The sequence below is a fragment of the Streptococcus sp. GMD3S genome (assembly GCF_000298695.2).
In the GTDB taxonomy this organism is placed as follows: Bacteria; Bacillota; Bacilli; order Lactobacillales; family Streptococcaceae; genus Streptococcus.
In genome coordinates this window covers 41,117-54,346 of the sequence record NZ_AJRC02000004.1, presented here as the reverse complement: position 1 = coordinate 54,346, position 13,230 = coordinate 41,117, and the positions used below count along the sequence as shown (strand labels likewise).

At 43.8% G+C, this 13,230-nt stretch carries 16 protein-coding genes; 2 read left to right on the top strand and 14 right to left on the bottom strand.

Annotated features, from left to right (window positions below; all coding sequences use genetic code 11):
• Positions 1 to 25: 25 nt before the first annotated feature.
• From GMD3S_RS0202970 to GMD3S_RS0202935, 9 genes are all read right to left on the bottom strand, one after another.
• Positions 26 to 220, bottom strand: a complete 195-nt coding sequence (locus GMD3S_RS0202970) for a DNA-directed RNA polymerase subunit beta (RefSeq protein ID WP_000739701.1) — start codon at positions 218 to 220, stop codon at positions 26 to 28.
• Positions 207 to 1,490: a UDP-N-acetylglucosamine 1-carboxyvinyltransferase gene (gene murA / locus GMD3S_RS0202965; RefSeq protein WP_000411920.1), complete on the bottom strand. Its 1,284-nt coding sequence runs from the start codon at positions 1,488 to 1,490 to the stop codon at positions 207 to 209. Before murA ends, GMD3S_RS0202970 begins: the two co-directional genes overlap by 14 nt.
• A 23-nt stretch (positions 1,491 to 1,513) precedes the next feature.
• Positions 1,514 to 1,744 (bottom strand): DUF1146 family protein, encoded by a 231-nt coding sequence (locus GMD3S_RS10635; RefSeq protein ID WP_008276638.1) that lies wholly within the window; start codon positions 1,742 to 1,744, stop codon positions 1,514 to 1,516.
• A gap of 55 nt (positions 1,745 to 1,799) precedes the next feature.
• The gene (locus tag GMD3S_RS0202960; protein ID WP_000730773.1) at positions 1,800 to 2,837 is read right to left on the bottom strand and encodes a SepM family pheromone-processing serine protease; all 1,038 of its coding nucleotides are present in this window, start codon (positions 2,835 to 2,837) and stop codon (positions 1,800 to 1,802) included.
• Positions 2,821 to 3,309 (bottom strand): pantetheine-phosphate adenylyltransferase, encoded by a 489-nt coding sequence (gene coaD / locus GMD3S_RS0202955; RefSeq protein ID WP_001280722.1) that lies wholly within the window; start codon positions 3,307 to 3,309, stop codon positions 2,821 to 2,823. Before coaD ends, GMD3S_RS0202960 begins: the two co-directional genes overlap by 17 nt.
• Complete coding sequence (rsmD, locus tag GMD3S_RS0202950) at positions 3,299 to 3,838, bottom strand: 16S rRNA (guanine(966)-N(2))-methyltransferase RsmD (RefSeq protein ID WP_000706943.1); 540 nt, start codon at positions 3,836 to 3,838, stop codon at positions 3,299 to 3,301. The genes coaD and rsmD overlap by 11 nt, the downstream gene beginning before the upstream one ends.
• A gap of 64 nt (positions 3,839 to 3,902) precedes the next feature.
• The gene (gene asnA / locus GMD3S_RS0202945) at positions 3,903 to 4,895 is read right to left on the bottom strand and encodes an aspartate--ammonia ligase (protein ID WP_000747998.1); all 993 of its coding nucleotides are present in this window, start codon (positions 4,893 to 4,895) and stop codon (positions 3,903 to 3,905) included.
• A gap of 109 nt (positions 4,896 to 5,004) precedes the next feature.
• Complete coding sequence (locus tag GMD3S_RS0202940; protein WP_001076863.1) at positions 5,005 to 5,688, bottom strand: Bax inhibitor-1/YccA family protein; 684 nt, start codon at positions 5,686 to 5,688, stop codon at positions 5,005 to 5,007.
• Between the two features lie 54 nt (positions 5,689 to 5,742).
• Positions 5,743 to 6,483 carry a TrmH family RNA methyltransferase gene (locus GMD3S_RS0202935; protein ID WP_008276644.1) on the bottom strand — a complete coding sequence of 247 codons (741 nt, stop codon included), beginning with the start codon at positions 6,481 to 6,483 and terminating at the stop codon, positions 5,743 to 5,745.
• Positions 6,484 to 6,516: 33 nt separating this feature from the next.
• On the opposite strand from GMD3S_RS0202935, the gene GMD3S_RS0202930 reads away from it, so the two are divergent.
• Both GMD3S_RS0202930 and yidC read left to right on the top strand, forming a co-directional pair.
• Positions 6,517 to 6,795, top strand: a complete 279-nt coding sequence (locus GMD3S_RS0202930) for an acylphosphatase (protein WP_001174608.1) — start codon at positions 6,517 to 6,519, stop codon at positions 6,793 to 6,795.
• A gap of 77 nt (positions 6,796 to 6,872) precedes the next feature.
• Positions 6,873 to 7,802: a membrane protein insertase YidC gene (gene yidC / locus GMD3S_RS0202925; RefSeq protein WP_008276647.1), complete on the top strand. Its 930-nt coding sequence runs from the start codon at positions 6,873 to 6,875 to the stop codon at positions 7,800 to 7,802.
• Positions 7,803 to 7,872: 70 nt separating this feature from the next.
• On the opposite strand, the gene pflA is transcribed toward yidC, so the two are convergent.
• From pflA to rmuC, 5 genes are all read right to left on the bottom strand, one after another.
• Positions 7,873 to 8,667 carry a pyruvate formate-lyase-activating protein gene (gene pflA, locus GMD3S_RS0202920; protein WP_001288275.1) on the bottom strand — a complete coding sequence of 265 codons (795 nt, stop codon included), beginning with the start codon at positions 8,665 to 8,667 and terminating at the stop codon, positions 7,873 to 7,875.
• Between the two features lie 120 nt (positions 8,668 to 8,787).
• Complete coding sequence (locus GMD3S_RS0202915) at positions 8,788 to 10,044, bottom strand: diaminopimelate decarboxylase (protein ID WP_000856538.1); 1,257 nt, start codon at positions 10,042 to 10,044, stop codon at positions 8,788 to 8,790.
• A gap of 66 nt (positions 10,045 to 10,110) precedes the next feature.
• Complete coding sequence (purR, locus tag GMD3S_RS0202910) at positions 10,111 to 10,938, bottom strand: pur operon repressor (RefSeq protein WP_002874197.1); 828 nt, start codon at positions 10,936 to 10,938, stop codon at positions 10,111 to 10,113.
• 104 nt (positions 10,939 to 11,042) lie between these two features.
• Positions 11,043 to 11,984, bottom strand: coding sequence for a 3'-5' exoribonuclease YhaM family protein (locus tag GMD3S_RS0202905; protein WP_000703203.1), 942 nt, complete (start codon positions 11,982 to 11,984; stop codon positions 11,043 to 11,045).
• Positions 11,974 to 13,230: a DNA recombination protein RmuC gene (gene rmuC / locus GMD3S_RS0202900; RefSeq protein ID WP_000450910.1), complete on the bottom strand. Its 1,257-nt coding sequence runs from the start codon at positions 13,228 to 13,230 to the stop codon at positions 11,974 to 11,976. The genes GMD3S_RS0202905 and rmuC overlap by 11 nt, the downstream gene beginning before the upstream one ends.

Below are 13,230 nucleotides of genomic sequence, written 5' to 3'. Positions count from 1 at the left end.
TTTAGAAAAAGACTGGTCTCCCAGTCTAATTTCCTGTAAATTTGCTAATCAATTCCTGCCACTTTGCTGGAGACAAGATAGCCCATGGATCCTGTCCCTTTCCTAGGATTCCATAGCCTACCATCAAGCCGATTCCTAAAGCCAGAAAGCCTAGCAATAGTACGATAAAAATCAGCAATAAACGACGGAGTACATAGCGTAAGTTTTTATTCTTCTTCATCATTTGCCTCGATTCGCTGAATCTTCGCTCCTAACTGAGCTAGCTTCTCATGGAAGCGGTAATAACCTCTATCAAGGTGGACTAGTTTACCGACAACTGTTTCTCCTTGCGCCACCAAACCTGTCAAAATCAAAGCAGCACTAGCGCGAAGGTCCGTTGATAAAACTTCTGCCCCCTGTAAAGCCTGCCCCCCTACAATACGAGCTGTGTCACGGATAATCTCTGAATGCAAGCCCATACGGCGCATTTCCTCCAAGTGTTGGAAGCGATTCTCAAACACCGTTTCCACCATGGTGGATTCCCCTTTTGCGACTGTCATCAGAGCTGTAAATTGTGCCTGCATATCTGTTGGAAATCCTGGATGTGGCAAGGTTTTTACATGAACAGCCTTGAGATTTTCAAGTTGAGAACGAACACGAATACCCTCAGATTCCTCTGTCACTTCAACACCCATTTCAAGTAGTTTTGAGATTAAGGGGCGATTGTGTTCCCAGACTGCATCACGAACGAGAACATCCCCACCTGTCATAGCTGCAGCCACCATAAAGGTTCCGGCTTCGATACGGTCCTGTACGACACTGTGAGTCGTACCATGGAGTTCCTCGACACCAGTTACTGTGATTGTTTCAGTACCAGCTCCCTTGACCTTGGCTCCCATTTCATTAAGGAGAATAGCGAGGTCAACAATTTCCGGCTCACGCGCAGCATTTTCAATGACCGTCACACCATCAGCTAGAGTCGCTGCCATCATCAGGTTTTGTGTTGCACCAACACTAGGAAAGTCCATGTAGATATGAGCGCCATGCAGGCGTTCTGCCTTAGCTTCGATGTAACCAGCTGTCTGGGTGATCTTTGCCCCCATAGCTTCCAAACCTTTGAGGTGGAGGTCGATTGGACGACTCCCGATGGTACATCCCCCTGGCATAGAAACTTTGGCATGTCCTACACGAGCAAGGATTGGCCCCAAGACAACGATCGATGCGCGCATCTTGCTGACATACTTGTATGGAGCTTCCTCCGTGATATCACCAGTCGCATCAACCTCGACAACATGAGCTTCCTCATCAAAGTCCACCTTGGCATTCAGACCACGAACTACTTGATTCATGGTGAAAACATCTGACAAGATTGGGACGTTCTGCAAGACTGTCTTCCCCTTGCTTGCTAGAATAGTCGCTGCCAACAAAGGTAAGACTGCATTCTTTGCTCCCTCGATCGTTACACTCCCGACCAGACGATTATCTCCGCCTTGAACCACAATTTTTTCCATAGTTGTTTCCTTTACTTTTGATTTTATAATAGTCCTCTAAGCGCTTCTTGCCACAGTTGGTACAAACTGATAAAGAATGAACTCAAGATGTACCCCATTACCATACTAAAGAAGCCTACCAACAAACGAACCTTTTTTGTGTTAGTAGCGGTTACTTTTAAAACCTTTTCCCATCTCACAAGATCCTTCAAAAGGTAAAAACTCAAATAAATAAAGAGTATATGACTACTTAGAGTGAATAATAATTGAACCATTTGACTATTATACCATCTTATCCGCTTGCGCGCTAGTTTTCAATTTTTCTACGAATTAGGGATTGTTTTTAAGGTAATCAATCGCATCCTGCAAGGTCTTAACGGGAACGATTTTCATCTCTGTTTTGATCGTTTTAGCAGCTTCTAGGGCTGTTTCATAGTTGCTTTTCGAATTGGGATCTGCTTTTTTTGCTTCCTCAGTGACTGGATTGTCAGGAGCAAAAAAGATGTTGGCTCCCTGACGAGAGGCTGCAACTACTTTTTTGTCAATTCCACCGATGTCGCCAACATTTCCATCGCGATCAATGGTTCCCGTTCCCGCAACGACGCGACCATTACGAAGTCCTGGATCTGCTATCTGGGTGTAAATAGCTAGGCTAAACATGAGACCGGCGCTTGGCCCGCCGATACCAGCTGTTGAAAAGCGAATGGGAACATCACTGGTCACTTCCGTACGGTCAATCAAACCAATCCCAATCCCGTTTTTCCCGTTTTCGAGAGTGATAATTTTACCTTCAGCAGACTTGACTTTTCCGTCTTCTTCATAGGTTACCTTGACCGTATCCCCTAATTGTTGAGAATTAACATAGTCGACCAAGTCTTTTGAACTATCAAATGTTTTGTCATTAACAGCCGTCACGGTGTCTGCAATGTTCAGAATGCCCTTAAAAGTTGAATTGTCCGTCACAGTTAAGACATAAACTCCCAGGTACTTGAGTTCGATATCCTTGCCAGCCGTCTTCAGTCCTTGATACTTGGCCATGTTTTGAGAAGTTTGCATGTAGAACTGATTGATCCGCATAAATTCCGCATCCGTAGAGCCACCCGTAGTCTCCTTGGCACTTCTAATATCCGTGAAAGGTGTTAACCAAGCATAGACAAGATGCGACAGGGTTGCGTGTCGAATGCCGACTGTTACAAACTGGTAAGCTCCTGCTTCTGTGTCTTCTGTTTCATTGACTTTCAAAACGCGACGAATATCTTCCGCTCCACCTGGAACTTCTATGTAGTATGGTAAAGGTACTACAAAGGCTAAAAAAGTCAATACTAGTGCTAGGATGACATATAAGGGCCATCTAGTTTTTTTCTTCATGTTCTAATTCCTCCACAACACTGTTTGGGACATATTGCTGAATCTCCTGACCAAACTTCAGAAGTTCTCTCACGGCCGAAGAGCTAATATAAAGATGCTCTGGGCGACTATATAGGTAAATGGTTTCGATTTCTGGAGCCAGTTGATGATTGTAGTAGTCAAAACTAGCCTCATATTGCAAGTCGGTGGCATTTCGCAAGCCACGGACAAGGGTTTTGGCCCCCAGTCTCCTTGCAACATCGACGACTAATTGGTCGTGAGAAGCCAGGACCTCTACATTATCTAAATGCGCCACAGATTTTTCGACTGCTCGTTTGCGATTTTCAACAGGGAGAAAACCTTGTTTATGGGGATTGTAGAAAACCCCGACATAGAGCTTATTAAAGAGTTTGCTGGCACGTTCAATGATATCCAGATGTCCATTTGTCATCGGATCAAATGATCCTGTAAATAATCCAATTTTATCTGACATAGACTGTCACCTTACTAATCCCATATATTTTTTCCTTCCAGATGCCTAAGCAGGCGATTTCTTCTGGAAGTTCCACAGACTTATCGGTTTCGCAGACAACCATGACCTCTTCGGAGAAAAGGTTTCTTTCTGCCATTTTTTCGATATCTGCAACGATTTGTTCCTTGGCATAGGGCGGGTCCAAAAAGACCAGGTCAAAGGGACCTTTCACTTGCTCCAAGGCCCGTTCAGCCTCCATCTTTAAGAGCTGAAATTTGGAAACTTCCTTGGTCATTTGGATATTTTCAGCGATGATAGCTTGTGCCTTTCGATCCCGTTCCACTAAGACAGCATGAGACATCCCTCTTGACACAGCTTCAATAGACAGACCACCACTGCCAGCATAGAGATCCAAGACACGACCACCCTCAAAATAGGGACCTATCATGTTAAAGATAGCTCCACGCACCTTATCTGATGTCGGCCTCGTCGTCTTGCCTTCTAGCGTCTTGAGGGGACGCCCTCCGTAGATTCCTGATACGATTTTCATACCGTTTATTATACCAAATTATAGGCAAAAAGAGAAAGAAAACCGAACCTTGCGGTTCGATTCTCTACAAAATATTTTCGTAAGTATCGCGAACTTCTTGAGGCCAAACACTGGTCTGAACCTCTCCGATGTGTTTCTTACGAAGAAGGAACATGGCCATCCGAGACTGTCCGATACCTCCACCAATTGTCAGTGGGAAAAGGCCGTTAAGCAGAGCTTTATGCCATTCCAGCTCAAGACGATCTTCGTCTCCTGTAAGAGCCACTTGGCGACGAAGGGTATCCTCATCTACCCGAATCCCCATTGATGAAAGTTCAAAGGCACAACCAAGAGATTCGTTCCAAACGAGAATATCGCCATTCAACCCCTTGTAGCCATTTTCAGACTCTGTTGTCCAGTCATCGTAGTCAGGTGCGCGGCCGTCATGAGGTTTGCCATCAGGCAACTCGCCACCGATACCAATCAAGAAGACTGCACCAAACTCTTTACAGATCGCATTTTCACGCTCTTTTGGTGTCAAGTCTGGGTAACGTTCTACCAACTCTTCTGTATGGATAAAGGTGATTTGTTTTGGCAAGATCGATTCGATATCATAGCGAGCTTCTACTGCTAGCTCTGTCAGACGAATAGCCTTGTAAATCTTTTCAACAGTTTCTTTGAGATAGGCGATATTGCGTTGACCATTTGGGATAACCTTCTCCCAATCCCACTGGTCCACATAAACAGAGTGAGTCGCATCGAGCGAATCTTCGTCTGGACGAAGGGCCTTCATATGAACAAACAGACCTTCACCTTCACCAAAACCAAAGCGAGCTAAGGTGTGGCGTTTCCATTTGGCAAGTGAGTGAACGACTTCATAGGTTTCATCTGGAATCTGCAAAACCTTGACAGATACTGGATTTTCGACACCTGACAGGTTGTCCTGCATCCCATCTCCGACCTTGCTCAAGATAGGACCTTGAACTTCAACAACTTCTAACTTATCTTTCAAATACTGGGTAAAAGTGTTTTTGACAAAGGAAATTTCTTCTTGTTGATGAATAAAACTTTTCTTCATAAACAGCTCCTCAAAAATTAGTTAAAAGCATTATACACCTATTTCCAAGAAAAGAAAAGAGTAAATAAGAAAAAGTCAGTGCTCTTTTGAACACTGACTCTGACATTCATTAATCGTTTCGACCAAAGATACGTAAGATGCTAAGGAAGAGGTTGATAAAGTCTAGATAGATGCTGAGCGCCATCGAGATGACCCAACCTGTCGCTACTTGTCCTCGCGACTGCTCGTAAACATAGCGAATCTTTTGGTTGTCCCAAGCAATCAAACCTGAGAAGACCAAGACCATGGCAATACTAATCATGTAGTCAAAGAAACTATTGGCTAAAAATAGATTCACAACCATGGCAATGATGAGACCAACAAGCGCTGCCATCAAAGCTCGTCCCATTCCACTCAAATCTTTCTTAGTGAAAATTCCGATTGCCGCCATGACAAAGAAGAGAAGGGCGCTGGATACAAAGGCTGATAAGACGGTCCCAGGTGTATAGAAGGCTACGACAAAACTGAGCGTAAATCCATTTAAAACAGAATAAACTAAAAATACTGGGAGAGCTGCTGGGCTATTTTTTGCAGCCATGCTACTTGCAACAAAGACTAGAGCAAGTTCTGCAAAAGTTGCAATCATCAACCAGAGACGGCCATGCATTAAAAAGTAGACCAATTGGGCCTGAAAGACTGTCAACATCAAAGCTGACACGAGAGCCGATAGACCAATCCCAAGTCCTACAAAAGCATAGACCTTAGCGTAAAATTGATTGAGACCTGAACGTTCTTGAATAATCGTTTGATTCATTCTGATTCTCCTTTTTCTATAAATATGTCTTGATTATAACAAAGATTTTATAAATTAGCTGAAATAAAACATCAAAATGCCTGCTGCAACTGCTACGTTGAGACTTTCTGCTCGGCCTTTCATGCCAATGTGAACCAGCTGATCAGCACTCTCAGCCATAACAGAACTAATCCCCTGTCCTTCATTTCCCATGACTAAAGCAAAGTTTTCTAAGGGAGAAAGCTCACGATAGTCCTTGGATTCTTTGGATAAGGTCGTTGCTAGAATGGACAAATTGCTCTTCTTTGCCTCTTCTACAAAGGAAGCAAGAGACATCCGATAGATGGGCAAATGAAAATGACTTCCTTGCATGGATCGCAGGGTCTTGAGACTGTAGATATCTGCTGACTTGTCTGAGACAATAACCCCTGTAAAACCTGCAGCATCCGCAGTCCGAATCATGGTACCTACGTTCCCAGGATCTTGGACATCTTCTAAAAATAAAAACTTTCCCCGACGAAGATCGGGCAGACCCACTTCTTCTTTTTGAATCACTGCAACAATCCCTTGAGGAGTTTGCGTATCTGCCAAATCCAGCAAAATCTCCTCTGAAACCCAGATAGTTTGAGGAAAAGCAGCTAGCTGATCTCGGTAACTTTCTAGGGCAAAGACCTTTTCAATCGTCACTCCTGCTTGAACAGCTTCTTCAAACAAGTGCCAGCCCTCAATCAAATAAGCAGACTTTCGATATTTTTTTTGATGTAATTTCTTGGCATTTTTTACCACAGAATTGGCTTTTGAGGTTATAATAGTCATAGAAATATTATAACACAATCAAAGGGGTTTGGTATGCAAAAGGTTAGAATGATTGCCCAAGGCAGGGTGCAGGGTGTTGGTTTTCGCTGGGGTGTTTGTACTTTAGCTCTTGAAATCGGTGGCATCACTGGTCGTGTCTGGAATAACGACGATGGCACAGTGGAAATTCTTGCTCAGGCAGACTCCTCTGCCACTATGGCAAAATTTATCCAAGAAATCCGAAAAGGTCCGACACCTTTTTCAAAAGTTACCTATCTAGATGTACAAATGAGCAACTTTTCATCCTATTCGGACTTCAAAGTCGCAAATTAGGTCTCTAGAACTATTGTATATTTTACAAAAAAACAGTAGAATAGAAAGGTATAATTTTTAAAGAAGGAATGAAAACATTGAAATCTATTAAACGTTTTGCCCTCTCTGCTATGGGAGTGGCTTTGCTACTCGTCTTGACAGGCTGTGTCCAAGTAGACAAAGCAACAGGACAACCCACAGGATTGATTTGGAATACCATCGGAGCACCTATGGCTGAAGCTATCAAGTACTTCGCTACTGATAAAGGTCTAGGCTTTGGTGTGGCTATCATTATCGTAACCATTATCGTACGTTTGATTATCTTGCCACTTGGTATCTACCAATCATGGAAGGCAACGCTTCACTCTGAAAAGATGAATGCCCTCAAACATGTCCTTGAGCCACATCAAACACGCCTCAAAGAAGCAACAACTCAGGAAGAAAAACTAGAAGCGCAACAAGCTCTCTGGGATGCTCAGAAAGAACATGGCATCAGTGTGTTCGGTGGAGTAGGATGTTTCCCTATCCTCATTCAAATGCCTTTCTTCTCTGCTATCTACTTTGCAGCCCAATACACTGATGGAGTAGCTAGCTCTACCTTCTTGGGTATCGATCTTGGTTCACCAAGTCTGCTCCTTGTCGCTTTCGCTGGTATCCTCTACTATCTCCAATCACTCCTCTCACTTCATGGAGTAGAAGACGAGATGCAAAGAGATCAACTAAAAAGAATGATTTACGTGAGTCCACTCATGATTGTCGTCTTCTCCCTCTTCGCACCAGCCAGTGTGACGCTTTACTGGGTTGTCGGTGGTTTCATGATGATTCTCCAACAGTTCATCGTTAACTATGTTGTTCGTCCAAAACTTCGCAAAAAAGTTCGTGAAGAATTTGCCAAGAATCCACCAAAAGCAAGTTCATTTTCAACTGGAGGCGGACGCAAAGATGTCACTCCAAACCAAGCAACTGCGATCATGACCAATAAGAAACATAAAAAACGCAATGCTGGTAAACAACATTCTAAAAAATAAGAAAAAGCTTAGCTGAAAGGCTAAGTCTTTTTGCATCACAAAAGCCCGATGTCTCCATCAGGCTTCTTTTTTATCCATGAACACGTTTCATGTAGTCTTGGTAGCTTTCTGTATCCATCAATTCCTTGGCATTCTTGACACGGTCTGCTGTTGGAGGTTTAACCCCTTCGAGCGAATAAGGAATTCCAAGTTCACGCCACTTGAACTCACCCATCGTGTGATAAGGTAGAATTTCAAACTTGTCAACATTTTTAAGGGTCTTGACAAACTTACCGAGTTCGATCAAGTCCTCATCTCTGTCCGTCAAACCTGGAACCAGCACGTGGCGAATCCAAACAGGCTTCCCAATATCTGATAGGTACTGGGCACAAGCCAAGATGTTTTTATTGGTTTGACTTGTGACAATCTTGTGCTGTTCTTCGTTGATTTCCTTGATATCTAGGAGAACCAAGTCTGTCACCGCCATGAGTTTATTAAACTTTTCGAGATAACGCGGTTTATTACGGAATGGAAGGGCACAGGTATCCAAGGTACAGTGGATTCCTTTTTCTTTGGCCTTGGTAAAGAGGGCAATTAGGAAATCAATCTGTAAGAGGGCTTCTCCACCACTAACAGTGATTCCTCCCTTGTCTCCCCAGAAACCACGGTAGCGAAGGGCTTCTGCCAAGACATCGTCTACTGTCCGTTCGCGTGATTTATTGGTCTCCATAGCCCATGTATCAGGGTTATGACAGTACTGGCAACGCATGTGACAACCCTGCAAAAAGACAATGAAACGAATCCCAGGGCCATCTACCGCCCCAAAACTCTCTGTCGAATGCACCATTCCTGTCACTTGTCCATAGTCAATTGTTTCTTCAGACATATCGTCACCTTCCTTGAAACCGTTTTATAGTTTTATTATATCACGAGTAAGATGAAAAACAAGGTTTTTTGTCTATTTTTTAGAAAGCAATCTGTTTTTCACTTTCATTTTCAATTTCTTTTACTGATCCGATTCAAAATCAAAACCATACAAGGTTGCAAAATAGTCCTCAGGACGCTCTGCACGGCGGATTTGGCGGGCTTTTCCTTCTTCGGTATAGAGAATTTCTGCCGAGCGTAGTTTGGCATTGTACTGGTAACCCATGGAGAATCCATGTGCACCTGTATCATGAATCACCAGTAAATCACCGATTTCTGTATGAGGTAGTTCGCGGTTCACTGCAAATTTATCATTGTTTTCACAGAGTGAACCAACCACATCTACCACCTCAACTGGTCCGTCTGGATGGGTCAGATTGCTGATATGGTGGTAGGCTCCATACATGGCGGGGCGCATGAGGTTGACTGCTGATGCATCCACACCTAGATAGGTACGGTAAGTTTTTTTCTTATGAGTGACTCTTGTGACAAGAGCTCCATGAGGTGCCAACATAAAGCGGCCTAATTCGGTGAAAATCTTAACCTGACCAAGACCTGCTGGCGTAAGGACTTCCTCATAAACCTTACGAACTCCCTCACCAATCACAGCGATATCATTTGGCTCCTGGTCTGGGCGATAGTTGACACCAATACCGCCGGAAAGATTGATAAAGTCTAGTGAAATGCCCAATTTTTCTTTGATTTCCACAGCTAATTCAAAGAGCTGGCGGGCCAACTCTGGATAGTAGAGATGGGTGACGGTATTGGATGCTAGGAAGGAATGAATCCCAAAAGTCCTAGCTCCTTTTTCCTTCAAAACAGCAAAGGCTTCAAAGAGTTGATCCTTGGTCATCCCAAACTTAGCCTCTCCAGGATTATCCATGATGTCTGTTCCTAATTCAAAGACTCCTCCTGGATTGTAACGACAAGAGATGATTTCTGGAATGCCTGCTGCTCGCTCCAGATGCGCAATGTCTTCAAAGGCATCCAAGTTAATGGTTGCACCCAATTCACGCGCATAAGCATACTCTTGGTCTGGTGTATTGTTTGATGAGAACATGATCTCAGGACCTGCAAATCCAAGTTTATGGCTCATCAGGAGCTCCACATAACTGGAACAGTCCACACCACAGCCTTCCTCTTTGAGGATTTTCAAGATGGCTGGTGTTGGGGTGGCCTTGACTGCAAAATATTCCTTAAAGCCCTCGTTCCAGGAAAAGGCCTCGTTGACCGCTCTTGCTTTTTCGCGAATTCCCTTCTCATCATATAAGTGAAAGGGAGTCGGGAACTCTGCAACAATCGTTTCCAAATCTTCTCGGCTGATAAATGGTGTTTTCATAAGCATCCTTCTATTCTGTTTGCAAAGAAAGGCTGGGACAATCGTTCCAACCTTTAGTTCTATCTCTTATTTGTCTTCGTCAAAGATATTGCCAATCTCGACATCGATGGATTGGTTCTTGACATCAATATTGGTTACTTTCAAGAGTGACTTGTAATCAAACTGCTTTTCACGTTCTTCTTGGGCATTGTCTGCAAAGACTGCAACACCAGCCAACTCTGAATCAAACTCACGCAAGAGACTAATCATCCCGTTGACCGTTCCGCCGCCTTTCAAGAAGTCATCCACGATCAAGACACGACTGCCTGCCTTGAGACTGCGTTTTGAAAGGAACATTTTCTCAATGCGGTCGCCACTTGATCCTGATACATAGTTGACGCTGACTGTTGAACCTTCAGTAATTTTCAAATCACGACGCACGATAACAAAAGGAACGTTGAGGACATTGGCAACTGCATTTGCAAGCGGAACACCCTTTGTTGCTACTGTCATAACGGCATCGATTTTTTGGTCCATAAAACTCTTGGCAATGATACGACCAATATTTTTCAAAATGGCAGGCGTACTAAGCAAATCAGACAGGTAGATGTAGCCACCTGGCAAGATACGGTCGCTTTCTGAAAGCTTATCACGCAAGTCTGCGATCATTTCTTTAGCTTCATGGCTAGAGATGGATGGTGTAAAGATAACGCCACCACCTGCTCCAGTCACTGTCTGGATATGGCCGATTTCGATTTCTTCAAAAGCACGCTTGATAATCACGATGTCCTCTGAGATAGATGATTTAGCTGATTCGTACTTTTCCGCAAAGGTATTGAGACTGGTTAGTTTGTATGGATTATTAATCAAATAGTTGGAAATGACAACCATCCGATCACTTCTTCTTAATTTCATTTTTATTTACCATTCCATTTAATTTTGATATTTTATCCATTATACCACATTCACATAAAAAAACGAACATTATTGCGTAAAAAATGCTCGTTTTTCTTAAATTATTAATCTAAATCTGGTTTATAGAAGGAACGATTGTCCATGGCGAAGATTTTGTTGGTCATCTCTCCTTTATCCACCAAAGCTAGAGCTGTTGACATCATCATCATGCTGGCATCTAGATTGTCAATCATATGGATAATCTCTGCTTCCATAATGCGTGGACGGACTGGACTTCCATACTCCAGCAAGCCATGGTGACTGAGGATGACATGGCGCAGTAGCACCACTTCTTCTCTAGTATCATCGATACCTAGTTCCATGACTGTCTTGGTAATTTCACTATCGATGAGAGCGATATGCCCAAGGAGATTGCCTCGAACTGTGTACTCCGTCTGGTCTGGTCCCGTCAACTCAATAACCTTGGCCAAGTCATGCAACATAATTCCCGCATAGAGGAGGCTCTTGTTGAGCTGAGGATAAATCTCACTAATGGCATCTGCCAAGCGCACCATGGTTGCTGTATGATAGGCCAAACCCGTTTCAAAGGCGTGGTGGTTGGTCTTAGCAGCTGGATAGGAGTAGAATTCCTTATCATACTTGGTGTAGAGACTGCGAACGATACGTTGCCAGACAGGATTTTCAATTTTGAAAATCATTTGCGACATGTAGTCACGGATTTCCTTGATATCGACTGGTGACTTGACCTTGAAATCAGCTGGATCGTTGGGTTCGCCAGGTTGAGGCAGGCGGAGAGTAATTTGATTGACTTGAGGAGTATTATTATAAACTTCTCTGCGCCCCTGCATGTGGACCACTTTCCCTGCGGTAAAGGCCTCAACGTTATGAGGCTGAGCATCCCAGAGTTTTCCTTCAATCTCGCCACTATCGTCTTGGAAGGTAAAGGCTAGGTAGTTTTTCCCAGCTCGTGTCTGTCTCAGGTCAGCTGATTTGATCAGGTAAAAACCTTCAAACAGCTCATCTTTTTTCATGTGACTAATCTTCATATTCTTCCTCATCTTCTTGGAAATGGAGTAGATCAAGCGCAGGCTCACCTTCTGATAACTCAATGTGACGGAGCGTCCGCTCAATAGCTGTGGTGCGACGGTTTAATAATTCATCAATATTGCCAGAGGCATGTTGAAGATGCTTTTGTGCCTTGACCAGAATGCCTCCGAACTTACCAAACTCGGTCTTGACACTAGCTAGGGTCTTGCTGATATGATCAGCACTCTTTTGGATATTGAGAGTTTTGAAGCCAACTGATAGGGAGTTAAGCAGGGCCGACAAGGTACTTGGACCTGCGACAATAATCTGCTCCTCCCGTCTCAAATCATCAAAGAAGACAGGATTGCGGACGATTTCTGAGTAAAGTCCTTCTGTTGGAACAAACAAAACTCCAAAATTGGTCGTCCGAGGCGGCGCTATATACTTGCTCTTGATATCCTTGGCGAAACGCTTAACGCTTGTCAAGAGAGATCTACGACAGCGTTCAATCTCGTCCTTATCACCTGCTTCATAGGCTTCTTCTAGGCGGTAATAATCTGCCAGTGGAAACTTGGAGTCAATTGGTAGATAGACGTATTCCCGGTCGCCTTGTCCAGGTAACTTGATGGCGTATTCCACTCGTTCACTGGAGTTTTCAACCGTTGCATATTCTCGTTCGTACTGGGCAGGCGTCATGATGTCTTCGATGATTTGCCCCAGTTGCAATTCACCCAGAATACCTCGCGTTTTAGTTCCTGAGAGAACCTTGTTGAGGGCTCCGACATCACGGGCAACCGTCTGCATTTCTCCAAGACCACGATTGACAGACTCCAGTTGTTTGGAAACTGTCTCAAAGGAAGCCTGCAAACGCGTCTGCAAGGTCTTTTCTAGTTTTTCCTCGACTGTTTGGCGCATTTGTTCTAGGCGTTGCTCATTTGATTCCTGCAAGGCTTGGAGACGTTGGTCGGTCTTGTCTCTGGTTTGGAGGAGATTATCTGTCATTTCTTGACGGACTTGAGTCAAGCCTTGATGCAATTCCATTCGTACTTCCTGCAAGCGGTCACTGACAGCCACTTCCAAGTCTTTTTGATCTAGCTGGCTGGCTTGCCTGGCTTGTTCAAAGCGGTAATCTAATTGATCTGAAAGATTGTCTGCCTGGTCTTCCAAACTCTTGACTAGATATTTGTCTTGCTTATCCTGCCTCTGCCAAATGAGAAAGAGCCCAGCTAGGTTGGCAATTAATAATAGTAGTAATACAGTCTCCAT

Excerpts from the sequence above, each read along its gene's own strand:
- GMD3S_RS0202970 (WP_000739701.1), bottom strand. The coding sequence starts at position 220 with ATGAAGAAGAATAAAAACTTACGCTATGTACTCCGTCGTTTATTGCTG.
- murA (WP_000411920.1), bottom strand. The coding sequence starts at position 1,490 with ATGGAAAAAATTGTGGTTCAAGGCGGAGATAATCGTCTGGTCGGGAGT.
- GMD3S_RS10635 (WP_008276638.1), bottom strand. The coding sequence starts at position 1,744 with ATGGTTCAATTATTATTCACTCTAAGTAGTCATATACTCTTTATTTAT.
- GMD3S_RS0202960 (WP_000730773.1), bottom strand. The coding sequence starts at position 2,837 with ATGAAGAAAAAAACTAGATGGCCCTTATATGTCATCCTAGCACTAGTA.
- coaD (WP_001280722.1), bottom strand. The coding sequence starts at position 3,309 with ATGTCAGATAAAATTGGATTATTTACAGGATCATTTGATCCGATGACA.
- rsmD (WP_000706943.1), bottom strand. The coding sequence starts at position 3,838 with ATGAAAATCGTATCAGGAATCTACGGAGGGCGTCCCCTCAAGACGCTA.
- asnA (WP_000747998.1), bottom strand. The coding sequence starts at position 4,895 with ATGAAGAAAAGTTTTATTCATCAACAAGAAGAAATTTCCTTTGTCAAA.
- GMD3S_RS0202940 (WP_001076863.1), bottom strand. The coding sequence starts at position 5,688 with ATGAATCAAACGATTATTCAAGAACGTTCAGGTCTCAATCAATTTTAC.
- GMD3S_RS0202935 (WP_008276644.1), bottom strand. The coding sequence starts at position 6,483 with ATGACTATTATAACCTCAAAAGCCAATTCTGTGGTAAAAAATGCCAAG.
- GMD3S_RS0202930 (WP_001174608.1), top strand. The coding sequence starts at position 6,517 with ATGCAAAAGGTTAGAATGATTGCCCAAGGCAGGGTGCAGGGTGTTGGT.
- pflA (WP_001288275.1), bottom strand. The coding sequence starts at position 8,667 with ATGTCTGAAGAAACAATTGACTATGGACAAGTGACAGGAATGGTGCAT.
- GMD3S_RS0202915 (WP_000856538.1), bottom strand. The coding sequence starts at position 10,044 with ATGAAAACACCATTTATCAGCCGAGAAGATTTGGAAACGATTGTTGCA.
- purR (WP_002874197.1), bottom strand. The coding sequence starts at position 10,938 with ATGAAATTAAGAAGAAGTGATCGGATGGTTGTCATTTCCAACTATTTG.
- GMD3S_RS0202905 (WP_000703203.1), bottom strand. The coding sequence starts at position 11,984 with ATGAAGATTAGTCACATGAAAAAAGATGAGCTGTTTGAAGGTTTTTAC.
- rmuC (WP_000450910.1), bottom strand. The coding sequence starts at position 13,230 with ATGGAGACTGTATTACTACTATTATTAATTGCCAACCTAGCTGGGCTC.